Below are 23,728 nucleotides of genomic sequence, written 5' to 3'. Positions count from 1 at the left end.
ACCGTGGCCGATCAGAACCAGATCGACCGCACCGTCGCACCGGGCTGCGCCATCGGCCTCTATAAGCCGGCGGAATGTGCCCGGCACACCAAGGCGAGCGCCGAGCGCCGCGCCGAACTGAAATAGCAGCAGGGCAGCGGGGCAGATGGCGGCATCTCTGAATGAGATCTACAAGCTGGTTGGTGAGTTGCGTGGCACGGTCGAGGCAGTCAAGAGCGGCATCGGTGAGATCAAGGATGACATGGCTGCATCAGAGGTCGCCTCGTCAAACAGCCGCCAGAACATGCATCATCGGCTTGATGACATCGTGATGCGAACCACGCATCTGGAAAGCGATATGTCGTCGACCAAACACAAGCTGGACAGCATGGAAAAGGTCACTGTCGAGGTGACCACGCTTCGGACGAAGGCGCAGGGCGCAGGCACGCTCGGGCGCTGGTTGATACGCTTCGGCATCGGTATCGTCACTTTGGCTGGGTGGCTGATTGGCGCCTACACGTGGATGACCGGCCGGCCGCCGCCATAGCGTCATCGTATGCCGCCTCCATTAAAGCCCGCTCGGCTCCGGCTGGGCGGGCTTTTTTGCGTTCAGATGAGCAGATCCTGCTCAAGCGGCTTCGCTGGCGCATCGACGACAACCAGCATGTCGTCAGGCAAAGGCCGCTGCAGCCGCTTCGCTTCTTCCCATGGTGCCGATAGCCACAGGTCGATCTCTTCCGGCGTCGTCAGGATCGCCGGCATCGCTTTCGGGTGAATTGGTGCAACGACCGCATTTGGTTCAGTGGTGAGAAAGCCGTACAGCTCGAACTCGCGTTCCCCGTCCCTCACCTTCTTCACGCCTCGCCATGGCGTCCAGAAGCCCGCAAAGAAAATCAGCGGGCGGCTGGGGTCGCGGGCGAACCATGCGTTCGGTGTCCGGCCGCCTTCCACCTTTGCCGCCGGGTTGGGCTCCGCGAAGCTCGTGAACGGAACGACACACCGGCTCGTCGGACCAAGCCAGCGGCGCCAGTGCGGCGAGTTGGCGTTTCGGATGTTGGTGACGCCGGGATCGTAGTTCTTGATGTAGGCCGGCGGCGACGGCATGCCCCATGTGGCCGGCACGACTTCGCGCTGTCCGTCCGCGCCAACGCGCACGATCGGCGCAAGCGTGCCCGGATACACGTCACGGCTCGGCTCGTTGAAGCCCGAGATGTCGCGGAACGCCTTCGTCAGGGCGATGATGGCTTCTTTGTTGGTGGTGACGTTGTAGAGGTTGCACATGCGACGATCCTGCAGCAATGGATGTCTGTTGCCGTTGTGCCGCCAGTGAACGGAATGAGAACAAAAGAGTCAAGATGATCTTGACGAAATAGGAAAGCAGTCCTTTTTGTAGGGCATGCCCGAACCGTACTGGCCGAAGCGCAAAGGCCCGCCGTACCGATTATCCAACGCCGCGAAGTCCAATCGCCTGGCGTCAATCCGCTGCACCTACTGCAAGCGGCAACGTTTCTATTTCATCGCCGATCTGATCACCGCCTTCGGTGACGTTGAGTGCGACGATCTGGTTCGGGTCGCCAAACTGCATTGCCGTCGATGCGACGGCAAGGGTTCGCTGGATCTCCATGTCGGCGGTCCGATCCGAAACGCCGATAAAGCTTGGCTGCGCAAGATCGACTACGTGGAGGACATCCGGCGTATACATTGGAAGGATGTGCAGGGGGTATAATCGGCATCGTGCAGCCAAATCTAGGAAGACATTTACGAGTGTAGGAAACGCAGGCTTAAACTGTAGAGAGCTATGCTGCTCGGATGGATGAGCGCGAATATGATTGGCTGGAAGGCGGCGATGGCCTTCACTCTGGAGCGATGACCCAGCAACCGATCCGTGTGATATTTACCGCGCAGACGCTTATCTCAGGCGGTATTGCAGTCGCAATGGTTGTCGCTGCCGTGTTTTATGTTCTGTTCATGCGGGGCTCATGAAACGAAAGTCCTGACTTTACCGTGGACAGAAGACGTTAACCCTCGCCGCCATAGCCTCCTTCCTGATTCTGGAGGGGAGCCTATGCAGTCAACAGTCACCGCGTTTCCACTGAGCCGCCAACAGAAGCTTGTGCGGGGAATAGCCGACGTTTTGCGTTGCAAGCGGGGCGATGATGCCACGCTTTTCTGGCGGGATGCTGCAAAGGCTCTCATGCAAAACCTGATTGCACGTGGTGTTGACCCTCAATCTGCCGAAGATGAGGTGAGGGGTGTGTTCTATGCCGTCATGGGAGAGATGGAAGCTGACGCTCAGGTGCGGAAGGGCCGAGCGCGTAAAACCCCGGCTCCGGCCGGGGTTTAGATAGTCGAGGATATGACAACGTCGGGGGACAAGTCTGTGACTGATGGAGGCGGGGATATAGACGTATACGCTGTGCTCGTGGAAGCAGCGACGACGCGAAAGCGGTTGGCCAAGGCAATGCTGGACGCCTACGCAGCCGACGCATTCGATGAACCTGGCACACCCGAGGACATTAAGCGCTGGGCAGATGAACTGGCAGATGCTGAGAGCGAACTTGCACGGCTGCATCCGCCCCATAGAGCTTAAAATGCAACCCGATCCCAACTCCGCGCTTCATGAAGGTGATACGAGAGCTAGTGCAGGGAACGGCGCCTAAAACGAAAACCCCGGCCGGAGCCGGGGCCGATGCTTGCAATTATTTGCAAGATTATGCTGCCTGAGGGAATGGCACGTCAAACCGGAGCGGAACACCTATCGCCTTGAACGCGTCCTCCATAGCATCGAGCCTCGAATTGTGATCGAGACGAAATAGCCTATCAACGTGCTCACGGTGACAACCCAGGAGGCGCATCAGATCAGCGCGAGTCAGACCTTTTTCGCGTAAGATCATGTAGAGTGCAGATTTGAGATAAACCATTGCGGGTACCTCTACAAACCTACCAACACCCGGGGTATCTTGAAGTGGATGTGGAATATCCTCGGCGTCCGCGATCCGCCCTGCGATAGCCTCTTCGATTGCGTTGCGACCGTTCCGGCAGGCTTCCTCTTGAGTGGTTCCGTAACTGACCACCTCCTCGAACTGTGGCGCGGTTACAAGCCAAGAGTCTCCGTCCGGCCGTATTGCCAGTTCATACCATGCCATATCTTCTCACCCTTTTTACTTCAGGCCCAATTGCTTCTTGATCTGAGCGACCAGACCTGGACCGAGCTCTTTGCTGCCTCCGTGCATCGGAAGCTGTGATTTTTTATCGCCAAGCTTGATTGTGGTATGACCGCTGCCGCCGCGATGATTTTCAAAGGTGCAGCCTTGCTTGGCGAGATAGCGCTTGAGCTCATTTGCATTCATACACATAGGATACTCCACACTTGTGTGGAAGTCAACATATGTGTTGAATAACCAACGTGGTGAACAAAACATGGTTCCCAGACGGCTTGGAGCAGTTCACGCATTCCCCTCTGGCTCTGCGTCCTCAAGCTCAATCTCTTGCCGGATGCCGACAATTGCTGACGGCATTCCTGTAGCCCAGTCTCTGTATACCGTCACTCCATGTCCGGCACGTCGCCACTGACAAACAGCGTCTTGGGCGGACCATACTCGCCAATGTCCGGATTCGCCTCCCGGCTCCATGCGATGACGCCGACGTGCTTGCTCGCGAGAGCTTTGGCCGTCCGGATCGCACGTTCCTCGCTCTGCTGGTCGGCTGGACCGAAGGCCGGAAACAGCTCACCGTCCTCGCCCCGGTCGAACGCGACGACGACGATCAGCTTCGGGCGCTTCTGTTGAGGCAGCAGGGCATCGGACATGATGGCACGATAGCACCAGCGGTGTTGGGAGCAAGAACTCAACCATCACGACCAGTTCGCTTCTTTCGACCCGGTTTCCAAAGATCGGGTCGCTCTAGTTCTCGGCCGCTCCCCACAACGCCCTCGGAGATGCCGAGATACTGCTTGTAGAAAAGCCATACCCGAGCCACCGAGCGGCCTTGGTGAACGGGGTCAACTCCGGGGAACCCTGGCAGAGTCGCTATCGTAGGAAGCCGTTCCTTTCGCCACCGCGCGGCGCGCTTCTTGCCAACGACTGCGACGGCAATCTCGTCATCGCTGGCAAATAGCGGCAGATGCGCCAATACCTCCGGCATGTCGTCGAGCATCAGCCCGCAACCAGCCTGAGCGGTTTCTTCGAACCGAAACAATAGTCTGACCACGCGACCATGAGCTTGCGGCGACGGGCTAAGGCGTCGGAACGCCTATAGGCACGTTCGGTCTCGTCACCGACACGATGCGCAAGTGCCGCCTCGGCCAGCTCGCGCGGAAACGAGGTTTCGTCACCCGCCCAATCGCGGAAGGCGGAGCGGAAACCGTGCGCCGTGTACTGGTCGACCTTCATGCGCCGCATGAGCATGGGGAAGGCCATCGTCGACAACGGGGCATCCTTCTTCTCTCCCGGGAACACATAATCGGACACCCGCGCCTCCTTTAGCGCCTTGAGGATTTCAGCTGATCGGGGCGTCAGGGGAACGCGATGTTCCTTGCCGGCCTTCATGCGCTCTGCCGGTACCGTCCAGACGGCCGCGTCAAGGTCAATCTCAGGCCACTTGGCACCCATGACCTCCCCGGAGCGCGCGGCGTTGAGAATCAGGAACTCCAAGCCGCGAGCCGCCATCGCCTCGGCCCCTTGCAGTCGTGCGATGAAGGCCGGGACTTCCGCGTATGGCATTGCCGCATGATGGCCTCTGGCGAGCTTCTGGCGGGCTGGCAGGGCGTTCTTGAGATGACCGCGCCAGCGCGCAGGATTTTCCCCTGCCCTCCATCCCTTTACCGCGGCAAAATCCAGAACGCGTTCGATCCGCCCCCGGATGCGCGAGGCAGTCTCGGCTTTCGTCTGCCAGACCGGCGCCAGAACCTTCAGAACGTCTTCGGTGTCGATGGCCGAGATCGGGCGCTTGCGCAGCGCAGCGCAGTACGCATCGCCGAGCGTCATCTTCCACTGGTCGCGGTGCTTCGCGTTCCGGAATGACGATGACATGGATGCCAGGAACTTGTCGGCCGCATCGCCGAAGGTCACCGGCGCAGCTTTCTTTCGCTCCGCAATCGGGTCCAAGCCCTCAGAGACTTGTCGCCGGCATTCCTCGACCCGCTGGCGCGCTGTCCCGAGCGTGACGGTGGGATATGACCCCAAGCCCATCTCGCGCCGCTTGCCGTCCTTCATCCACAGGAACACCCAGGACTTCGATTGTCCGGCCGCGATGTTCAGATAAAGTCCGTCGCCATCGGCGTATCGGCCGGGCTTGGTCTTCGCCTTCACGTCCACCGCTGATAGCCGCTTGGAAGTCCTGGCCATTCCTTCCCCACAATTTTCCCCACAATCGCCTTTAGATAGGCGCGGACGTAGGCGAACGTCAACAGACCGAAAAGCCCGGTAATCTACGGGTTTGTGGGTTTAGCCGAACATCTTCGAACTATGGTGAACGGCTATAATTCGGACGCTCTCTCCGCCATCTGTGCTTGCTACCGAAGTTTTTTTGCGCCGAACCGTATTTCGAAGACCGGCCCTTTGGCGTCATCGACCTCCATGCACCAGTCGGTGCCGATGGACAATTGACCATCCAATTCCGAAATCATTTCTCCGCAGGCCCTTGTTGCTTCGTCCTACGCATGCTTTTCGTCCGTGAGAACGGTGCCTATCGTGTCTCTGATCTCCGGAGAGCCATGGCTGACGTGGAAAAAGTAACGCGGCATACTATCGTCCGTATCTGGCGGAATGCGTCACTTAAATCAGGTACGAGGCAATTTGGTTCCTGATCGGAGTCCATCGTCCGGCAGCCCTCCGGGTTCAGGAACCGTCGGAATCAAAATCCGGAGAAACCAGCGCCGACGATGCGGGTGCCGTCAGCACCCATCGCACGAAACCGGCCTGGCGCTCATATATCGCCGTTCCATCCACCGATTGCGGCGCCACACGCTGGAGAACGACCGTACCGAAACCACGGGAATTGCCTTTACCGGGCTTGGGAACCGAGGTTTCCTCCCAAGCTAGACTGAATTCGCGCTCTCCCGATGCTCCAACGCCAACCTGCCAGCTTACCGTTATGCGCCCGGCATTGCCGGACAATGCGCCATATTTTGTGGAATTCGTCGCCAATTCGTGGAACGCCATGCCAAGATATTGCACCGAATTCGGCAAAAGCGTCAGCATGGGACCGGAAAGCGTAACCTGCTCCTCATGGCCAAATGGCTTGAGGTGTTCTTCCACCAGATCAAAGACGCTGGCTCCCACCCACTCGGAAGACACCAGAAGATCGTGCGATTTGGAAAGCGCAATGATGCGCTCCCGTATCAGAAACTCGAACTCCTCGGGATCGTCGGTGCGCCTCCGAGTTTCCCGGATCATGGAAAGAAGGACCGCGAACTGGTTCTTGACCCGGTGGTTCACCTCGCGGAGCAAAAGACGGATCTTCCTTTCGCTTTCTTTTAAAGCCGAAATGTCGCGGGCGATCTTGGAAGCGCCGATGATTTCACCACGCGAATTCTTGATCGGTGAAACCGTCAGCGAAACCGGGATCAGGACGCCATCCTTCCGCAGCCGCATGGTTTCGAACGTCTCGACCCGCTCGCCGCGCCGGATGCGGCTTATGATATCGGCCTCTTCGTCATACCGGTTTTCCGGGATCAGCATCAGCACCGGCTGGCCGATCGCCTCGCTCGGCAAATAGCCGAAAAGCCGCTCCGCCGCAGCATTCCAGCTCTCGATGATGCCGTTGATGTCCTTGCTTATGATCGCGTCGAAGGAAGAGTCGACGATGGCCGCGAGCCGGGCCGCTGTCTCTTCCGAAAGTTGATTGTGATGAATGCCCACTATTTTGCCCATACGCCATATCTAGCATGGCGATTACGGGCAGCCAGCGGAATTTCCTGCTTTTCAAAGCCGGGCGCAGCCGGTGCCCGCGTGGGAAACCCGCGCGCGGGTCGGTGCATCGCGATCCAGCGTAAGGCGCACGCCTTTCGGGCATATTGCGAGTTGCATCCGCAAACAATTATCGACTTCCGCCCGCCTTCGTGATGAAATTCGCTTCCTGGTCACTGGATAGGAGGTTTCGATGGATCGAAGACTATTTCTGACGGGAATGCTCGGCTTTGCCGCGACAGCCGCCGTTGCCAGCGTGGTCCGACCGACAAATGCGCTCGCCGGCGTACCGGGCGGCAACGGAATCCTGGACGAACTTGAAACGTCCACGCCGGACTTTCTCGACACCGAACTGGAGGCGAGCCCTGAGCTCATCAATCATAGGCCCGGTCACCATCGGCCGAGGCGTCGCCGGCGGCGGGTCTGGAGACGGGTCTGCCGCAGATACTGGCGTCATGGCCGCCGCATCACCCGCTGTTATCGCACCAGGGTTTGGGTGTGGCTGTTCTGATCTGAAGTTTGAACCCCGGCTCAGGCCGGGGTTTTCGCTTGTGCGGGCCGGAAAAACGCACGCGATGCTGACCCTCCCTGCGCGCGGGCGGCAAGGATTTTGCGGCGATCGCCTTGTCATTGTGGCCCTGTTACATTATATTTGCAAAATCGATCTTGCTTGTTGAGCTTGTTTTGTCGCTGCGGCGTTCATCCGATCTTTCCCATCAATTTCGAAGAGTGTGACGTTTGGCTTTCCGCCAGGCGCCGAAAATCTATGCAATTGAAAGGATTTTTTGATGGATACTGGAACCGTAAAGTTCTTTAACTCGACCAAGGGCTTCGGCTTCATTCAGCAGGACAACGGCTCGCCGGACGTCTTCGTGCATGTTTCCGCCGTCGAACGCGCCGGCCTTCGCGGGCTCGTCGAGGGCCAGAAGATCGGCTTCGAAATCGTCGCCGACCGCAAGACCGGGCGCAGCTCGGCCGAGAATTTGCAGGAAGTCTAGCAAACCGCTTGCCTCCAGCCTTTGACCACGGATGTACTGGCACTGGCAGTAGAGGCTTCGAGAAGGTCGGGTTTTACCCGGCCTTTTTCTTATCAGGAGAAAGCCCATGAAGGACGCTCTTGCAGAGGGCATTTTCAAGCCCAAACCGACAACCGCTGAAGCCAAGGGTGACGCCACCACACGCGCGGCGCGTACCATCATCGGCAGCGAAGTCGCCCTTCGCGACGCCAAGACCGAGAGGCTGCGCAAGGCGCGGCTCGCGCAGGAGGCTCTGGAGCCGGCTCCCGAGCCGAAGGCCAAGCCAAAAGCGAAAGCCAAGGCCAAGGCCAAGCCGAAAGCGGCTGCTGCGAAGCTGGCCTCCACCTGAGATCGCTTCGCGCTGAAAGGAGCGGACGCCGCTCTTGTCTGACGCCGGCTTATAGAATTAGGATGCTGCCGTAGAACGGTCCGTGGCACCAGTAACGGCAGCGTTGCGCGCATGTACAAAATCGACTCGACGTTTCAGCCGATGCTCGATGCCTGTGACCGCGCCGCCTACTACTTCGGAAATACCGACTACGTTCAACTGGGCCTCGATGGGTACATCGAGGCTTTGCGCTATGTAAGCCTCGTCCGCACCGAACCCCACGCCCGGCCGGATCGTCACTTCTTTCCAGCCGGCGCCGCTGCATCCGGATCGGGCTTTGCGCTGATCACAAACGCGCTGATGGCCGCTGACGAAACCAGGCGTTTCTTCGCCGATGAGCCGGCCGGTGGCCTTGGTTTTTGCCTGGAGCATGACGAGCAGACCGGATATCTGGCAAGCCAGCTCGGCCTGGCGTTCGCCAATGTCCCCTATGATGTTTATCGCCGGACTGACAGCAAGATAACCGGCATGGCTCTGGCGCAGTCCTGCGGCGTCCCCAACGTCCCCGGCGTCGTCCTTGCGCCGCGAAGCTATGACGAGGCGCGCGAGGCCGGCGCCATGCTTGGCGAGGACCTTGTCGTCCAATTGCCTTTTGGCTGTTCCGGCGAAGGGACCTTCTTCATTTCCTCGCAGCGGGACTGGGACCGCTGCTTTAAACCTGGAGAGCCGGTTGGAGACGTGCGGGTGCTGCGGCGCCTGCGATGCCGGTCGCTGACGGTGGAAGCGTGCGCAACCGCCGCCGGAACCATCGTCGGGCCGGCGCTCGTCGATACGATAGGCCTTGCCGCGCTGACGACGCGCAAGGGCGGATGGTGCGGCAACGAGGTTCCAGACGCCGGTATCGACGACGACGTCTGCGGCCGGGCGCGCCGCTACGCCAACGCCATCGGCGGCGCCATCTATCGCACCGGCTTTCGCGGCTATTTCGGTATCGACCTGCTTCTGGACCTCGACACCGGGGCGCTTTTCTTCGGCGAGATCAACCCACGGGTTACGGCCGCCGCCACCATTTCAAACCCGATCATGCTGTCGATGGGCGTGCCGCCGATGACGGTGTTTCATCTGCTGGAAATGCAGGGGAAATCGGGAGCCATTCCCGTCGAGGCAATCAACGAGGCGACATCGCCGCGACCGCCAAGAAATTTCTCGCACCTCATCGTGCGCAACAAGGAGCAGGCCAAAATCGCAACCAGGCTGCCGCAGCGGGGCTTGTGGGATATGGCGTCGGGAGAATTCCTCGGCAACCGGATCGAGTGCCCGTTCCGCATCGCGCCTGGTACCGCCTATTTCATCCCCGAGGCTCCACCCGGCTCGTCCGTGGAACACGAGGATGAAATCGGCAGCCTTTTCTTTGCCGAACCGATTGCCCTGGATGGAAAGGGCGAGCTTTCCGGCCATCATCTCAACATGGTGCAGACGATCCTGCGCGAACTCGCGCTCTAGTGCAGTCCGGTCACGGCGAGAGACGGTCGAAAACCGCGGCCGGCGCTGATCGGGCAAGAACCCAGCCGGCGGCAGTCCCTGGCTACTAGCCCGGCATTGATTTAGCCACGCAAAGAAATAATCTCAAAATGCGGTATCGTCCTTTTATTGCCGCTGAATTCTAAGTCCTGAGATGAGGGAAGGATTTTGGAATGCTGAATCGCCTGTCGCCATTGGGAAAATCCGCATCGGCCCGGCTGGCCGAACTTTACAAGCATCGGCCCGACCAGACGGTCGTCATCGCAGGAAGCCTGGTCACCGGTTTCGGCAACAGCCGTTCCGATCTCGACGTCTATGTGATCGGCGAAACCCTGCCGCTGGCGCATGAGATGGACCTGAAACAATATGATTTCCATGTAACCGTCGCTCCGGACGGCACAGTAGCCGAACGAGACGACGACACCGCCCCTGACTCGCAGGTCAAGGAAGTGTTCAAATACAGCAATGGCGGGTTGGGCCCGGTTCACATAACCTTTTTGACGACATCGCAGGTGGAAAAGCTGCGTGACCGCGTCGAGGAGGTGTTTGCCAGGGCAGCCGCAACGGTTGACTACATGCGCGGCTACGACACGGCGGATTTCGGCTACACCCCTTTCGTTTTTCTGGGAAAGCTGCTGCAGGGCGAATGCCTTGCCAACCCAGAACTTTTCGAAAACCTTCTTGGCCAGGAGATCCGCTCGAAATTCTGCTTCATTTCGTACCGCTACAAATGCCCGACCTATGTCGAGATGAACGACGCCGCCGGCTCCTGGGAAGCCGGCGATTTTCTGATGGCGGCGCTGTTCTCCAGGATCGTCCTGGAGAGCTTTTCATGGTCGCTGTCTTTGCTGACGCTCGACACCAACACCAACCCAAAATGGGTGACCAAGTGCATCACCGCCTGGCCTGAAAGGTACAGGCAACTCAGCCAGACATGCCTTTCCCTGCTTCTCGGCGATATTTCCAACGAGGCGGCGCAAAAGGCTTTCACGCCGAAAGCGTTGGACACCGTGGACGAATTGATCCGCGCCTGCGTGCGCGAACAGGACGCCAATCCGGTCATGCCGAAGTCAAGGTCGCTGCTGGCCTTGTTCGACGACTATTTCGCCGGCCGTCTCACCAAGGATGCCAACCAACAGGATTACGACTGGGAAAAGCGCGTCTACGGCGCAGACTCTCTCCCCACCACTACACTCTACCGTATCAAATCGGATTGAACGGACCACCAGACAATCGTCCAAGCAAAGAACGCTGAACGTTGGGAATTCGATAGACAGCTGCGTAAAAAAGGACGGGATAATCTTCCCCTAGGTCATCAACTTATAACATTCCGTCCCGCTTCTGCTATGGTACACGGGCGGCGGACCTGATTTCCGCCCGGCCGGCGCCGTTCAGGCAACCTCCCACCGGCGGCGCCGGCCAACCTCTCTGGCCGTTCATATCTGGCTCGCAGCTGTTCCTGCTGCCGGAGCATGAGTTTGATCCGCTTGCTGGCGCAGAACCGCAAAGCGCCGCAAGTCGCGTGTTTGGTCGGCTGAACGGGAGCTGATGGTTAGCGAATTATCAGCTTTGTCGTGCCAGAACGGGCCATGCTCTCGAAGACGCTGCTTCACCCGGCTGAACTTTTCATGCTGACCGTCACGCTGGTAGTGAGCTTCATTGATATCGCCCTCGTCCTGGCGCGCGGCTCGACGCTCGATGCCGCCGCCTATGCGATGATCCTCGGTCTTGCCGCCCTGCTGATCGCCGTGGGCTACATCTACCGACGCCTTGATCGAAGCGAAGGCATTGGCGCGGCCACGACCTGCGCCGGCCTCTTCATCGCCTTCACCGGGGCGACGTCGCTGTTCAACTACCTGCTTTTGCCCAATGGCAGACCGACGATCGATCATTGGGTAAACGGCCTCGACGCCGCGCTCGGCTTCAGCTGGCCGGTGGCCATTGCATTCGGCGCGGCACACCCGATCCTCAACGAGATCATGCGGATCGCCTATATGTCGACCTTGCCGCAGATCGCCCTGCTGGTCGTCGTACTGGGGCTTACGGGCCGCCTCGCCGACCTGCATGGGCTTCTGGTGACAGTAACGGTCGCCGCCCTCGTCACCGTCGCCTTCTGGGGCCTTTTTCCCACCACCGGCCCCAGCGCCCTCTATGCTTTGCCGCAGGATATGCTGGCGAAAGCACGGCCGATCCTCGGACCGGAATACGGGGCCTACGTAACCTCGGTCATCGAGAACGGCACTCCCTTCTTAAGTCCGAACGATTTCCGCGGCCTCATCGCCTTCCCTTCCTTCCATACCGTACTGGCTTGCGCCGCCGTCTATTACGCCCGCCCTATAGGCTGGCTGTTTCCACCGCTTGTCATCGTCAATCTCATGATCTTGCCTGCCGTCGTCGTGCATGGCGGCCACTATCTCGTCGACATACCCGCGGGAATGGCGGTCTTTCTTTTGTCCTTGCTGGTGGCGCGGGCCATGGTCCGGGCAGGCCCGGCGCGAAGCCGGGCGCCGGCCTGACCGATCCGCCGCCTGCATTCAACGCCCTTCAAGACATTGCTCCGGCTACCGTATTCTTTCGGCTGTAAGTCCAGGTCTGACGAATACTTAAAATGCGAATGAAAATTGTCCTTTCGTTAAGCAAATCCTGTCTCAACGCTTCGTTTACTATTTCGCTTAACGCAACCGCAATCGATCCCTCGCAATATGAGCCACGGTTCAACAAGAAACCGTCCACGACTGTCACAACCGGGCTTAAAGGAACACAACCATGACGAAGCTTCTTTCGCGTTTCTACAAGGACGAATCGGGTGCAACGGCCATCGAATACGGCCTGATCGCCGCCCTCATCGCTCTGGCGATCATCACCGGCGCCACCGCTGTCGGCACCCAGCTCGCTGCGAAGTTCACCAAGATCTCCACGACGCTGAGCACCGCCAAGTAATTCGCTGGGCAACGCGCCCAACCAAGACTCTGAAAGGGCCGCCTCCGGGCGGCCCTTTTGCGTTCAGCTGCAGCGGATGATTCCCCAGCGCCAGCAAGCGCGCCGGATATGGAACTGCGGCAAGGGCACCCTATATTGACCGGATGACACTGAGATCGAGTACGAAGACCGCTAAACGCCAATTTGCCGGCTGTATCGTCGCGGCGGCGTGTGCCGTGCTGGCGGTTTCAGCCCTGGAAGCGTCCGCGGTCGAAATCGGCTCTGGCAATACCGGGCTTAATACGCCCGGCGATCTCCAGGCTGCCCAGAACAGGCTGCAGCGCCAGCAATACCAGCAGATGCAGCAGATGCAGCGCGAACAGGACCGGCTGATCATCCAGCAGCCACAGCCTAGGCAAGAAGTGCCACGCCTCAAGCCCGGCTGCCAGGTTCAGATCTACGGAAACCGTACCGTCACAACCTGCCGCTAGTCCTGGCCGGATACTGGCCAAAACCGAGTCGCCGCTTATTTAGCCGTCTATTATCTTCCGTGATAAAATTCATGGAAGAATCGGTTATCTGTTGCCGCGCGTGGAATGAACGGAAGCCTGCCGGGCGAAAAAACGAATGGTTGTTACGAAGAAAAAAGCGATCCGCAAGGCGAGGAAGGGCGAAACCGTCCGTCAGGTGGCCGCCGTGCCGTTCCGGCTCGATGTCGATGGCGGCCTCGAAGTGATGCTTGTCACCTCGCGCGAGACGAAGCGCTTCATCGTGCCCAAGGGCTGGCCTATGAAAGGCAAGAGCGGCCGCAAGGCAGCAACGATCGAGGCCGAGCAGGAAGCCGGCGTTGTAGGCAAGACGCTGAAGGAGCCGGCCGGCAACTATTCCTACTGGAAGCGCCTTTCGACACGCTTCGTGCGGGTGAATGTTGTTGTCTACCTGCTCGAGGTGAGCGAGGAACTCGCCAACTGGCAGGAAAAGAAGAAACGGCAGCGCGCTTGGCTCACGCCGGCCGACGCAGCCTTGCTCATCGACGAACCGGATCTCGCAACGCTTGTGACATCGCTCAAGGGGCCGGCAGCATCCTGAACCCGTCGAACCGGTGTAGCCCTAGCTCTCTGGCAGGGGGCGCGGCGCTGTCCCCGTATAAGCCCAGAGCCATTCGCGCGGCAACGGCCCCTTGTTGCGGCCGCCCTGCTGGGTCTGCTCCCAGGCATGAGCGAGGATGCCAACCGACCTTGACAGCACAAACAGGCCGCGCGTCAGGGGCGGCGGAAAACCCAGCTCGCCATAGATGACGGCGGTCGCGCCGTCGATATTGAGCGGAATGCGCTTGCCCTTGCGGCGGGCGATCTCCGCTTCCAGCGCCTCGGCAATGTCGGCGAACCGCCCCCCGATGACGCCCCGCGAGGCGAATTCCCGCGTCAACTCCAGCAGCCGCGGCGCGCGTGGATCGACTGGATGGAAACGATGGCCGAAACCTGGCACATAGCCTTTTTCCTGGTTGAGGAAGCGCTCTAGGCGCGCCGACACGGCAACTTCCAGCGCATCGCCCCCGTCCATCGCCACGGCGATGTCGCCATAGAATTCCAGCGCCTGTTCGCCAGCCCCGCCATGCACATCGCCCAGCACGTTGATGGCCGACGCCATGGCGCTGTTGATGCCGACGCCGCATGTCGCGGCCATACGGGCGATGGCGATGGACGGCGCCTGCGGCCCGTGGTCGACAGCGGCGCCCAGCGCAATGCCGAGCAGCGCTGCCTGGTCCTCGCTCGGCAATTCGCCGCGCAGCATCAGCCAGATCGTGGCCGGGAAGGACACACGGCCGATCAGGTCCTGGATCTCATAGCCGCGCAGCCGGATCATGCCCGGCGCCATCTCGATGATTTCGGTCTGCCACCATTCCTCGCCGCGTTCGCGGCCGGTCTTGTCCCGTTCGCTCATGAGCCGGCCTCCGCTTTGGAGCGCGCCGGCAGGGAGGCCAAAACCTCACGCGTATGCTGCCCCAGCGCTGGCGGCGACCGCCGCGGCAGCGGCGGCTCGCCATCGACCAGGAAACCGCCGCGTACAACAGTCAAAGGCCGTCCGAGCTCGGCCGTCTCGTTAAAGCGGACCGCCATGTGGCGGCCGGCGATCTGCGGCTCGGCCAGCGCCTGCGGAATGGTCAGCACGCGGCCGGCCGGTACGCCGGCCCGGTTGAACCGTTCCTCCCACGCAGCGGCGGTATCCCTTGCGAGCGCTTCTTCAATCAGGTCCTTCAATTCCATGCGGTTTCGCTTGCGCGTCTCGCGTTCGGCAAAGCGGTCGTCCCGCGCCAGTTCCGGACGGTCGATCAGTCCGCATAGGGTCACGAACTGTTCCTGCTTGTTGGCGGCGATGTTGAGCAGCCCCTCGCCGGTCCGGAACGTGCCGGAGGGCGCCGCCGTCATGTTCTCGTTGCCCATGGCCTGGGGTTCGATACCCGCTGTCAGATAATTGGAAACCGGCCAGCCCAGCGCCGAAAGCGTGCATTCCAGCATGGAGACGTCGAGAAATGCCCCCTCGCCCGTCGTCTTTTGCCGAACCAGAGCGGACGCGATGGCGAAGGCGCCCACCAGCCCACCCAGCGTATCGGCCACCGGATAGCCGACGCGCAACGGCGCTGTTTCCGGCGTACCGGTGATGCTCATGATCCCGGACAGGCCCTGGATGATCTGGTCGTAAGCGGGATTGTTCCGCATCGGCCCGGTCTGTCCGAATCCGGAAATGGCGCAGTAGACGAGGCTCGGCCGCACCTTTTTTAATTCGTCAAAACCAAGCCCCAGCCGCGCCATCACGCCCGGACGGAAATTCTCGATCAAAGCGTCGGCAGTCGCCACCAGATCGAGAAACCGCTGCTTGTCGTCTTCTTTCTTGAGGTCGAGTACGACAGAGCGTTTGCCGGCGTTCTGCGCCAGGAACGATGCCCCCATGCCCGCCGCGTTGAGCTCCGCTGACGCACCGAGCTGCCGTGCCAGATCGCCACCGGACGGCGCTTCGACCTTGATGACGTCGGCCCCCAGCAGGGCGAGCTGATAAGCACAGTAGGGGCCGGCAAGAACATTGGTCAGGTCGAGAACGCGAATACCGGAAAGCAGGTCTGTCATGATTATAGCGGCACCTCATGCATCGCCGGGTATAGCCTCCTGGCCCTTGAGACGGCGGCGCTCGACGTAGCCCCAGATGAACGGCCCGGCCAGGCCGATGAAGGCGAGGATCAACAGCGTCAGCGACAAGGGATGCGTATAGAACACCGTCCAGTCGCCGTTGGAAATGGTCATGGCGCGGCGGAACTGTGCCTCCGCCAGCGGACCGAGGATCATGCCGATGATTACAGGCGCCGTCGGGAAGTCGAAGCGGCGCATCAGGAAGCCGACGCCGCCCAAGAGATAGAGCACGATGAGATCGATCGGCGATTGCGAGATACCGTAGGTGCCGACGGTCGAGAAAACGAGGATGCCGGCATAGAGCTGCGGCGCCGGGATCTTCAACAGGCGAACCCACAGGCCGATCAGCGGCAGGTTGAGGATGACAAGGATGACGTTCGCGATGAACAGGCTCGCGATAAGTCCCCACACCAGATTGGACTGGGTCGTCAGGAGCAGTGGACCGGGATTGATGCCGTAGCTCTGGAACGCCGACAGCATGATCGCCGCCGTCGCCGAGGTCGGCAGGCCGAGCGTCAGCATCGGCACCAGCACGCCGGCGGCCGAGGCGTTGTTGGCGGCTTCCGGGCCGGCAACCCCCTCGATGGCGCCCACCGTGCCGAACTCTTCCTTGTGCTTGGAAAGCTTCTTTTCGATCGCGTAGGACAGGAAGGTCGGTATTTCGGCGCCGCCGGCGGGCATGGCCCCGATCGGGAAGCCGATGAGCGCCCCCCTGATCCAGGCCTTCCATGAGCGGCTCCATTCCTGTGCCGTCATGTAGAGCGAGCCGCGCAGCGGCACGATCTCGTCCTTGCCCGAATAGCGCCGGGAAGCGACGTAAAGCGTTTCGCCGACGGCGAACAGGCCGACCGCCGCGATGATGACGTCAACGCCGTCCAGCAGTTCCGTCATGCCGAATGTGAAGCGCGGCTGACCGGTCTGCAGATCGACGCCGATCATGCCGATCACGAAGCCGAGAAACAGGCTGCTCAGGCCTCGCACCGCGGATGAGCCGAGCACGGCGGAAACCGTGATGAAGGCCAGCACCATCAGCGAAAAATATTCCGCCGGGCCGAAGGCCAGCGCGAACTTGACGACCACCGGGGCAAGAAAGGCGACGCCGAGCGTTCCGAGGGTTCCCGCCACGAACGAGCCGATGGCTGAAGTGGCCAGCGCCGCGCCGCCACGGCCCGACCGGGCCATCTTGTTGCCTTCCAGCGCCGTGACGATGGTCGCGCTTTCGCCGGGCGTGTTGAGCAGGATCGAGGTCGTCGAGCCGCCATACATGGCGCCGTAGTAAATGCCGGCGAAAAGAATGAACGAGGCTTCCGGCGCCACCTGATAGGTGATCGGCAAAAGCAACGCGATGGTCAGCGCCGGCCCGAGACCCGGCAGCACGCCGATGGCGGTGCCAAGCGTCGTGCCGAGCAGGCACCACAGAAGATTGACGGGGGTGAAGGCGACGGCAAAGCCATGTCCGAGCTGGGTCAAAGTGTCCATGACGTCAGCCTCCGATCGTGCCGGTGAGGGCCGCGATGGCGGCATTCAGCTGGTTTTCGATGATGCCCGCCCCGATATTGACGCCGAGCGCCTTGGCGAAACCGAAATATGCGGCCAGCGCCAGCACCAGGCCGAGCAGGGCGTCACGGATGGGACGCCGGCTGCCGAAGCCGTAGCAGACGAGCGTGAACATCACCACGGATGCTGCGGTGAAGCCCAGGGGCTGGATCAGGACCAGATTGGCGACCAGCCCCGCAACGACGAAGCTCATCGACCGCCAGTCGGTCGGCGTTTCCTTTTCTTCTTCCTGCTGCCAGCCGCCGCGCACAGCCGACAGTATCAGCAGCAGGGCAAGAACGAGCATTCCGCCGAAGGTGATGTACGGGAAAACCTTGGGGCCGACTTTCGAATAGAGGGGCGAAACCGGGATCGCCAGGGTCTGCCACAAAACCGCTCCGGCGCAGGCCAGGAAGCCAATGCCCAGCAGCAGTTCCGGCATTGCGACACGCGGGTGCGCGCCGTCCTCCTCGCTGATGCTCATGTCCGTCCTCCCAACATGGCTGCCCGTTATTGTGTCCGGCATCGTCGCCGCCGGCGATCCGGCTGTCCATGCCGGATTGCGACATTTCAAGCGAGGGGCAGCGCGCGCTGCCCCTCGTTGAAAACGCTATGCGAGACCGAGATCCTTGAGAATCGCCTCGATGCGAGCGGTGTCGTCGGCAACGAACTTTGTGTAGTCGTCGCCGGTCATCAGGATCGACGTCCAGTTGCGGTTCTTGCACTCCGTCGCCCAGGCTTCGCTCTTGGCCATGGCTTCGACCAGGGTGATCAGTGACTTCTTGTCATCTTCCGAAATGTCCGGCGGGGCGAACACCCCGCGCCAGTTGAACAGCTCGACGTCAATGCCGGATTCCTTGAGCGTCGGCGCATCGATGCCTTCCTGGCGCTCGCCGGACGAGACCGCCAGCAGCCGCAGCGCGCCAGCCTTGATCTGCTCGGCAAACTCGCCATAGCCGGAAATGCCGGCCGCGACCTGGTTGCCGAGAAGCGCCGCCAGCGCTTCGCCGCCGCCCGCGAACGGCACATAGGAAAGGCTGGTCGCCGGAACGCCCGCCGTCTTGGCAATGAGGCCGAACAGGATATGGTCCGAACCGCCGGCCGAGCCGCCGGCAACCGGCACCTTGGTCGGATCGGCCTTCAGCGCGGCGACGAAATCCTGCGCCGTCTTGAAGGGCGAGGCCGCCGGAACGACAAGCGCCTCGAACTCGCCGGTGAGGCGGGCGATCGGCGTTACCTGGGTGAGGTTGTTGGGCGACTTGTTGGTCAGGATGGCGCCGACCATGACCATGCCGGCCACCATCAGCGTGTTACCCTTGCCCTTCCACTGGTTGATGAACTGCGGCAGGCCGACAGCGCCGCCGGCTCCGGGAACATTGGTGATCTGCGAGCCGGAGATCAGCTTCTCCTTGCGCAGCACCTGATCCATGGTGCGGGCCGTCTGGTCCCAGCCGCCACCGGGCGCGGCCGGCACAAAAAGCGCGATCTGAGGTGCGCTCTGGGCCAAAGCCAGGCCCGAATTCGCAAGCACAAAGCCGGCCGCGCCGGCCATCGCCGTACCGGCCAGAAATTCTCGTCTGTTCAGCATCCGTAATCCTCCCAATTGTCGGCGCCTGCGGTGCGCCAGAAACGCGGCCGGAGCCCCGCTCGCGGAATTGAAGCAAACTTCTGTTGGTTCTGTCAACTGAAACGGCGTTCTGCTAGACAGAACTCATTCGCCGGATTAAAACGTCCCCGGCCCTTGCATACAGTGAGAGTAGAGATGAATTCGCCGAGTGGCGATGCGCGCGCAAAACCAACTGCCGAGGGTGTCGCTGCCCTCGACCGGGCGGTCGCTATTCTCGAAGCCTTCACGCCTGCGGATGCTTCGCTCGGCCTGGCGGAGATCGCCGCGCGCACCGGCCTCTACAAGAGCACCATCCTGCGGCTGGCCGGCTCGCTGCTGCGCGGACAGTTGCTGGAGCGGCTGCCGGACGGACGCTATCGCATCGGCTATGGCGCCTTCCGGCTGGGAACGCTCTACCAGCGCTCGGTGGTGGCAACGGATGTGCTGTTGCCGATCATGCGGATGCTGGCGGACGAATCGCGCGAAAGCGTCGCCTTCTATGTCCGCTCCGGCGATGTCCGCACCTGCCTGTATCGCATCGAATCCAAGCACCCGATCCGCTACACGGTCCGCGAGGGCGACATCCTGCCGCTCGCCATAGGCTCCGGAGGATGCACGCTGGCGGCATTTTCGGGCTTCGATGGCGAGCCATACGAAACCATCCGCAGAACCATGCATCATATCTCAATCGGCGAGCGCGATCCCGAAACGGCGGGGGTTTCAGCGCCGGTCTTCGGACCCAATCATACGTTACTCGGCGCGCTCACCCTGGCCGGGCCGCGTTCGCGTGTCGACAGCGCCTTTCTGGAGCGCATGAGCGGCCTGATCCTGCAATGTGCGGCCCGGGCGACGTCGGCCCTTGGCGGTGACGCCTCGGCGTTCGAACGCGCAGCGCGCGGGCTGGGTACAGCCCAGGATGGCCGCGAGTCAGCCCGCTAGGGCACCAGCCTGTTTTTCGCTCAGTTTGCCTTGACCAGCACAACCCGGCGGTTCTTGGCGCGCCCATCCTCACTGTCATTGGAAGCCACCGGCGCCATCATCCCGGCTCCTGCGGCCGTCAGCCTGCCGCCGTCGATGCCATATTTCGAGGCGAGCGCCGCCTTGACCGCCTGCGCCCGCCGTGAAGACAGGTCTATATTGTAATCGAAGGCTCCCTGATTGTCGGTGTGGCCGACAACGATGACCGCCATTTGGGGGTCCTTGCCGAGCAGCGTGGCGATCTCCTTCAGGGTCGGGTCCGATTCCGGTTTGATCTCTGCCTTGTCGGTATCGAAATAGATGCCGTAGAGCGAAATCGAGCCGGTCGTCGAAAGCGACTCCTCCATCTTCGCCGCTTCCACCACCACCATCTTCTTGTCGCGCGCCTTTGGCTCCAGCACATGCACGACTGCAATGGTGCGGCCGTTGAGTTCCTTGCAGTAAAGGTCGTCGATCAGCGAAAAAGTCTGGACGGTGACATAGGCGTCGCCGCCATCCTGCGGCACCTTGGCCGAAGCATAGCGCTGGTCATTGATACTTGAGGTCAGGGCGCATTTGCCGTTGCTGAAATCGGCATCCTTCAGGTCCGACGCATGGAAGAAATACATCGTCAGGCTCATGTCGTTGCCGCCGCCATCGGACGACCGGTCGGCAGCGCCGCCGCATTCTTCCTTCTTGCACTCGAACAGCACCTCGCCGCCCGCCTGCCCGATCACATCCTCGTAGTTGCGCAAGACTTCCAGCGGCGAACGCCCGTCGGGCAGCACATAGGCGATGCGTGTCAGCGCGCCTTCCGCTTCGATTTTCTTGTCGGGCGCGAAGACACGATTGTTCATCGAATCGCGCGCGTCTGCATCCTCGCTCGGCTTCAGGGGCGAGAGCGGTATGGTGAAATCGGTGTAAGCGGATTTTTCGTAGGAAACGATGAACGAGCCATCATAGCGCTTGGCCAGCGCGTTGTCGGCAGCGCCCTCTATGTCGGCTGTCGGCACGGTGGCGTCCGCGATCGCCAGAGGAATGGCGATCGACATTCCAACACCGATCCAGACGGCGAAGGAAAGCATTCTTGAAACTATTTGCATCGTTCCCCCCCCGAAGTTGCGGCAGTCACGCTAGCACACGCCAATTGAAGCAGATAGGTGGCCATAATCGTCGGCGAGGCCTTCAGCCGAAGCGTTCGAGCACGATCATCGTGTGCTCGTTGTAGAGTCCGCGTCCATATTCACGATAGCCGCATTTGTGCGCCACCTTGAGCGAAGCCGGGTTCGTCGGCTCGACGATGCAAACTGTGCGTCCGCCATCGAACGCCTGGTCGCCCCAGGCAAGTAACTGGCTGACCACTTCCGTCGCCAACCCCTTCCCATGCGCGGCCGAAATAAGTCCCCAGCCCGCTTCCGGCGTGCCTTCGAAGGATGGCTCGATGGCGCGGCGCAACTCATGAAAGCCGGCTTCGCCGAGAAACCGGCCCGTGCCTTTTTCCTCGATCGCCCAATAGCCGAAACCCATGAACGACCACATGCCTGCGTGGCGCAGCAGGCGCTGCCAGCTTTCCTCCCGCGTCCGCGCCCGCCCGCCGATGAAGCGGAACACCAGCGGGTCGGCGCCCATGGCGGTATAGGCGTCGAAATCCTCGGGCTTGTGCGGCCGCAGGATGGTGCGTTCCGTCTCAAGAATGGGTGCGGTCGTCCTTCGTTCGGTCATGAATGCAGTTCCTGTTCGTCTCCTCACTAGCAAGGTGACCGAAAGCGGCAAGATACAGATGGCGGCAGGCGCAGTGACAGCGACGCCCGCGGAACGTTTACGCTTGGGTATCCCAGCCATTCTGCCGCGGAGCGGATATGCGCCCCCAACACCGGTCATGCTGGCCCATGGGAATTTCCGCTAACGATGATAGCTTCGGCGCAACACCACCCACGCAGGCCAGATCTCAGGGCCGGACCGAAGGGAAATCCATGGACACGACCGAGCTGATCCTCGCCATCCTGCATCACCTGCTGGTTTTCTCGCTGGCCGGCATCATCGCCGCCGAGTTCGTGCTCATCCGCAACGAGATGACCGCCTCGACCATACGGCGGCTGGCGCGGATCGACCGGCACTACGGCATGATCGCCGCACTGGTGATCGTCGTCGGCATCGGCCGCGTGGTCTGGGGACTGAAGGGCTGGGAATTCTATATCTACAACTGGGTATTCTGGGCCAAGATGATCGCGTTCCTTGTCGTTGGCCTTCTTTCGATCGGCCCGACAATGCGGTTCATCTCATGGAGCAACCAGGCCGGGCAAAACCCCGCCTTCGCCGTACCGGCGGCCGAACTGGCGTCGGTAAAGAGCTACATCCGCGCCCAGGCGGGGATCTTCCTGCTCATCCCGATTTTCGCCGCTGCCATGGTCCGCGGCTACGGACTGTAAGAAATGTCTTCGGCAGGGGAGGTTCGCTAATCCACCGGCTCCACCGGCCCCAGTGAAGCAATTTCCACCAGCGGCGCCGGAATGCTCGTCGTCTTCACCTTCGCCTTGCACAGATCGGCAATGACGCAGATCGGGCAATCGGGCTTGCGCGCCTTGCAGACATAGCGGCCGTGCAGGATCAGCCAGTGATGCGCATGGCGCATGTACTCGTCGGGAATGATCCGCACCAGCCCGGCCTCGACCTGCTCGGGCGTCTTGCCGGGCGCCAGGCCGATCCGGTTGCCGATGCGGAAAATGTGCGTGTCGACCGCCATCGTAGGCTGGCCGAACGCCATGTTGAGCACGACATTGGCGGTCTTGCGGCCAACGCCGGGCAGTTTGACCAGCGCGTCGCGGCTATCGGGAACCTTGCCGTCGTGCTCACGGATCAGCGCCCCGGACAACGCGATGACGTTCCTCGCCTTGCCGCGCCACAGGCCGATGGTGCGGATATAATCGCCCACCTTCGCCTCGCCCAGCGCCAGCATCTTGTGCGGCGTGTCAGCGGCCTCGAACAGTGCCCGTGTCGCCTTGTTTACCCCGGCATCGGTCGCCTGCGCCGAAAGCACAACCGCAACCAGCAGCGTGAAGGCGTTGGTATGCTCCAGTTCGCCGCGCGGTTCAGGCCGCTGCACCGAAAAGCGGCGGAAGATCTCCCGCACCTCCGTCGCGCTGTAGAGCGATCGCGACGCCCTGGCCGGCCTCGATTTCGGCTTGGCTTTGATGCCGGTTGGCGAGGCCGGTTCGGAGCTGCGGCGTTGTTTGGGCTTGGGTGTGGGCATCGACTTCCTATAATATCAGGATATGAGCGAGACAAACCCGTCGGCGGCTGCCGACCAACCCTTTTTCCACGCCTTGCTGACCCCGCACCGGTCGCTGGGCAGGACAGGCTTCATGATCCTGATGGGCGCGCTGCTGTCCGGCTGGGCCGTCACCGGCGTCTTCATGCTGTCACACGGCGCCTGGCCGGTGTTCGGCTTCTTTGGTTTAGACGTGCTGGCCGTCTATGTCGCTTTCCGGCTGAACTACCGAGCCGCCCGCGCCCGCGAGGAGGTCTCGGTGTCGCGCACGGCGCTCGACATCCGCAAGGTCGCACCGTCGGGCAAGGAAGAGGCGCATCGCTTCAACCCGTTCTGGACGCGCTTTTCCATCGCCCGCCATTCGGAGATCGGCATCACCGGCATGCGGGTGGAGGCGCAGGGGAAGGCCGTACCGATCGGCACCTTCCTCAACCCCGATGACCGCGAAAGCTTCGCCGCCGCCTTTTCTCGCGCGCTGGCGACAGCGAAAATGCGGTAGGCGGCG

The 23,728-nt window shown here is 61.3% G+C and carries 30 protein-coding genes and 1 pseudogene; 15 read left to right on the top strand and 16 right to left on the bottom strand.

Translation table 11 applies throughout. The features are described 5' to 3' along the window. The first annotated feature begins 3 nt into the window (after positions 1 to 3). Both J2X35_RS15875 and J2X35_RS15870 read left to right on the top strand, forming a co-directional pair. Positions 4 to 126, top strand: a complete 123-nt coding sequence (locus J2X35_RS15875) for a hypothetical protein (RefSeq protein ID WP_310187208.1) — start codon at positions 4 to 6, stop codon at positions 124 to 126. Between the two features lie 19 nt (positions 127 to 145). Beyond that, entirely contained in the window at positions 146 to 526 is a 381-nt protein-coding gene (locus tag J2X35_RS15870; RefSeq protein WP_310187204.1) for a DUF1515 family protein, read from the top strand. Positions 527 to 588: 62 nt separating this feature from the next. On the opposite strand, the gene J2X35_RS15865 is transcribed toward J2X35_RS15870, so the two are convergent. Further along, on the bottom strand, positions 589 to 1,260 hold the full coding sequence (locus tag J2X35_RS15865; protein ID WP_310187202.1) for an SOS response-associated peptidase: 672 nt from the start codon (positions 1,258 to 1,260) through the stop codon (positions 589 to 591). A gap of 193 nt (positions 1,261 to 1,453) precedes the next feature. Continuing rightward, complete coding sequence (locus tag J2X35_RS15860; protein ID WP_310187200.1) at positions 1,454 to 1,681, bottom strand: hypothetical protein; 228 nt, start codon at positions 1,679 to 1,681, stop codon at positions 1,454 to 1,456. A gap of 107 nt (positions 1,682 to 1,788) precedes the next feature. On the opposite strand from J2X35_RS15860, the gene J2X35_RS15855 reads away from it, so the two are divergent. Beyond that, the gene (locus tag J2X35_RS15855) at positions 1,789 to 1,962 is read left to right on the top strand and encodes a hypothetical protein (RefSeq protein WP_310187198.1); all 174 of its coding nucleotides are present in this window, start codon (positions 1,789 to 1,791) and stop codon (positions 1,960 to 1,962) included. Beyond that, positions 1,937 to 2,323: a DUF6074 family protein gene (locus J2X35_RS19870; RefSeq protein ID WP_405023238.1), complete on the top strand. Its 387-nt coding sequence runs from the start codon at positions 1,937 to 1,939 to the stop codon at positions 2,321 to 2,323. The genes J2X35_RS15855 and J2X35_RS19870 overlap by 26 nt, the downstream gene beginning before the upstream one ends. An 817-nt stretch (positions 2,324 to 3,140) precedes the next feature. Here the strand turns inward: J2X35_RS19870 and J2X35_RS15850 are convergent. From J2X35_RS15850 to J2X35_RS15835, 5 genes and pseudogenes are all read right to left on the bottom strand, one after another. Beyond that, positions 3,141 to 3,329: a type II toxin-antitoxin system HicA family toxin gene (locus J2X35_RS15850; protein ID WP_310187196.1), complete on the bottom strand. Its 189-nt coding sequence runs from the start codon at positions 3,327 to 3,329 to the stop codon at positions 3,141 to 3,143. A 194-nt stretch (positions 3,330 to 3,523) separates the two neighbouring features. Continuing rightward, a complete protein-coding gene (locus tag J2X35_RS15845; RefSeq protein WP_310187194.1) occupies positions 3,524 to 3,787 on the bottom strand; it encodes a hypothetical protein in 264 nt (87 codons plus the stop codon). 346 nt (positions 3,788 to 4,133) lie between these two features. Then, on the bottom strand, positions 4,134 to 5,324 hold the full coding sequence (locus tag J2X35_RS15840) for a phage integrase central domain-containing protein (protein ID WP_310187193.1): 1,191 nt from the start codon (positions 5,322 to 5,324) through the stop codon (positions 4,134 to 4,136). A 167-nt stretch (positions 5,325 to 5,491) separates the two neighbouring features. After that, a pseudogene (locus tag J2X35_RS19865) lies at positions 5,492 to 5,620 on the bottom strand (hypothetical protein); the annotation flags it as partial. Between the two features lie 196 nt (positions 5,621 to 5,816). After that, positions 5,817 to 6,851 carry a sensor histidine kinase gene (locus tag J2X35_RS15835; RefSeq protein ID WP_056111695.1) on the bottom strand — a complete coding sequence of 345 codons (1,035 nt, stop codon included), beginning with the start codon at positions 6,849 to 6,851 and terminating at the stop codon, positions 5,817 to 5,819. Between the two features lie 229 nt (positions 6,852 to 7,080). Here J2X35_RS15835 and J2X35_RS15830 point away from each other — a divergent pair, with 229 nt between their 5' ends. The 7 genes from J2X35_RS15830 (at position 7,081) to J2X35_RS15800 (ending at position 12,692) form a co-directional block, all read left to right on the top strand. Continuing rightward, positions 7,081 to 7,398, top strand: coding sequence for a protamine-2 (modular protein) (locus J2X35_RS15830; protein WP_082542449.1), 318 nt, complete (start codon positions 7,081 to 7,083; stop codon positions 7,396 to 7,398). Positions 7,399 to 7,675: 277 nt separating this feature from the next. Further along, the gene (locus J2X35_RS15825; protein WP_056115934.1) at positions 7,676 to 7,885 is read left to right on the top strand and encodes a cold-shock protein; all 210 of its coding nucleotides are present in this window, start codon (positions 7,676 to 7,678) and stop codon (positions 7,883 to 7,885) included. Between the two features lie 106 nt (positions 7,886 to 7,991). Continuing rightward, the gene (locus J2X35_RS15820; RefSeq protein ID WP_310187189.1) at positions 7,992 to 8,252 is read left to right on the top strand and encodes a hypothetical protein; all 261 of its coding nucleotides are present in this window, start codon (positions 7,992 to 7,994) and stop codon (positions 8,250 to 8,252) included. Positions 8,253 to 8,363: 111 nt separating this feature from the next. Next, complete coding sequence (locus J2X35_RS15815) at positions 8,364 to 9,734, top strand: hypothetical protein (RefSeq protein ID WP_310187186.1); 1,371 nt, start codon at positions 8,364 to 8,366, stop codon at positions 9,732 to 9,734. Between the two features lie 191 nt (positions 9,735 to 9,925). Then, entirely contained in the window at positions 9,926 to 10,969 is a 1,044-nt protein-coding gene (locus J2X35_RS15810; protein ID WP_310187183.1) for a hypothetical protein, read from the top strand. Between the two features lie 372 nt (positions 10,970 to 11,341). Then, on the top strand, positions 11,342 to 12,268 hold the full coding sequence (locus J2X35_RS15805; protein WP_310187180.1) for a phosphatase PAP2 family protein: 927 nt from the start codon (positions 11,342 to 11,344) through the stop codon (positions 12,266 to 12,268). Between the two features lie 250 nt (positions 12,269 to 12,518). Further along, positions 12,519 to 12,692, top strand: a complete 174-nt coding sequence (locus J2X35_RS15800; RefSeq protein WP_310187178.1) for a Flp family type IVb pilin — start codon at positions 12,519 to 12,521, stop codon at positions 12,690 to 12,692. Between the two features lie 227 nt (positions 12,693 to 12,919). On the opposite strand, the gene J2X35_RS15795 is transcribed toward J2X35_RS15800, so the two are convergent. Continuing rightward, positions 12,920 to 13,090, bottom strand: a complete 171-nt coding sequence (locus J2X35_RS15795; RefSeq protein ID WP_310187174.1) for a hypothetical protein — start codon at positions 13,088 to 13,090, stop codon at positions 12,920 to 12,922. A gap of 208 nt (positions 13,091 to 13,298) precedes the next feature. On the opposite strand from J2X35_RS15795, the gene J2X35_RS15790 reads away from it, so the two are divergent. Further along, positions 13,299 to 13,760 (top strand): NUDIX hydrolase, encoded by a 462-nt coding sequence (locus J2X35_RS15790; RefSeq protein WP_310187171.1) that lies wholly within the window; start codon positions 13,299 to 13,301, stop codon positions 13,758 to 13,760. A gap of 21 nt (positions 13,761 to 13,781) precedes the next feature. Here J2X35_RS15790 and J2X35_RS15785 read toward each other — a convergent pair whose 3' ends face one another. The 5 genes from J2X35_RS15785 to J2X35_RS15765 all read right to left on the bottom strand — a co-directional run bounded on the left by J2X35_RS15785 (position 13,782) and on the right by J2X35_RS15765 (position 18,980). Beyond that, on the bottom strand, positions 13,782 to 14,615 hold the full coding sequence (locus tag J2X35_RS15785; protein ID WP_310187167.1) for a citryl-CoA lyase: 834 nt from the start codon (positions 14,613 to 14,615) through the stop codon (positions 13,782 to 13,784). After that, on the bottom strand, positions 14,612 to 15,796 hold the full coding sequence (locus tag J2X35_RS15780) for a CoA transferase (protein ID WP_310187164.1): 1,185 nt from the start codon (positions 15,794 to 15,796) through the stop codon (positions 14,612 to 14,614). The genes J2X35_RS15785 and J2X35_RS15780 overlap by 4 nt, the downstream gene beginning before the upstream one ends. Before the next feature lie 15 nt (positions 15,797 to 15,811). After that, on the bottom strand, positions 15,812 to 17,335 hold the full coding sequence (locus J2X35_RS15775) for a tripartite tricarboxylate transporter permease (protein ID WP_056111719.1): 1,524 nt from the start codon (positions 17,333 to 17,335) through the stop codon (positions 15,812 to 15,814). A gap of 4 nt (positions 17,336 to 17,339) precedes the next feature. Then, entirely contained in the window at positions 17,340 to 17,876 is a 537-nt protein-coding gene (locus tag J2X35_RS15770) for a tripartite tricarboxylate transporter TctB family protein (RefSeq protein ID WP_310187161.1), read from the bottom strand. 126 nt (positions 17,877 to 18,002) lie between these two features. Beyond that, positions 18,003 to 18,980, bottom strand: a complete 978-nt coding sequence (locus J2X35_RS15765) for a tripartite tricarboxylate transporter substrate binding protein (protein ID WP_056111722.1) — start codon at positions 18,978 to 18,980, stop codon at positions 18,003 to 18,005. Positions 18,981 to 19,154: 174 nt separating this feature from the next. Between J2X35_RS15765 and J2X35_RS15760 the strand changes: the two genes are divergently transcribed. Further along, the gene (locus tag J2X35_RS15760) at positions 19,155 to 19,937 is read left to right on the top strand and encodes an IclR family transcriptional regulator (protein ID WP_310187157.1); all 783 of its coding nucleotides are present in this window, start codon (positions 19,155 to 19,157) and stop codon (positions 19,935 to 19,937) included. Positions 19,938 to 19,957: 20 nt separating this feature from the next. On the opposite strand, the gene J2X35_RS15755 is transcribed toward J2X35_RS15760, so the two are convergent. Both J2X35_RS15755 and J2X35_RS15750 read right to left on the bottom strand, forming a co-directional pair. Beyond that, the gene (locus tag J2X35_RS15755; protein WP_310187156.1) at positions 19,958 to 21,058 is read right to left on the bottom strand and encodes an OmpA family protein; all 1,101 of its coding nucleotides are present in this window, start codon (positions 21,056 to 21,058) and stop codon (positions 19,958 to 19,960) included. An 82-nt stretch (positions 21,059 to 21,140) separates the two neighbouring features. After that, positions 21,141 to 21,677: a GNAT family N-acetyltransferase gene (locus tag J2X35_RS15750; RefSeq protein WP_310187154.1), complete on the bottom strand. Its 537-nt coding sequence runs from the start codon at positions 21,675 to 21,677 to the stop codon at positions 21,141 to 21,143. Between the two features lie 251 nt (positions 21,678 to 21,928). Between J2X35_RS15750 and J2X35_RS15745 the strand changes: the two genes are divergently transcribed. Further along, on the top strand, positions 21,929 to 22,384 hold the full coding sequence (locus J2X35_RS15745) for a DUF2214 family protein (RefSeq protein ID WP_310187151.1): 456 nt from the start codon (positions 21,929 to 21,931) through the stop codon (positions 22,382 to 22,384). Positions 22,385 to 22,410: 26 nt separating this feature from the next. Here the strand turns inward: J2X35_RS15745 and nth are convergent, their stop codons facing one another. Then, entirely contained in the window at positions 22,411 to 23,205 is a 795-nt protein-coding gene (nth, locus tag J2X35_RS15740; protein ID WP_310187150.1) for an endonuclease III, read from the bottom strand. A gap of 22 nt (positions 23,206 to 23,227) precedes the next feature. Between nth and J2X35_RS15735 the strand changes: the two genes are divergently transcribed. Then, positions 23,228 to 23,722, top strand: coding sequence for a DUF2244 domain-containing protein (locus tag J2X35_RS15735; RefSeq protein WP_310187148.1), 495 nt, complete (start codon positions 23,228 to 23,230; stop codon positions 23,720 to 23,722). Positions 23,723 to 23,728: the final 6 nt, after the last annotated feature.

The sequence above is a fragment of the Mesorhizobium sp. BE184 genome (assembly GCF_031457045.1).
Classification (GTDB): domain Bacteria; phylum Pseudomonadota; class Alphaproteobacteria; order Rhizobiales; family Rhizobiaceae; genus Mesorhizobium.
Note: the sequence above shows the minus strand (reverse complement) of the source record. Positions and strands in the feature narration are given on the sequence as shown.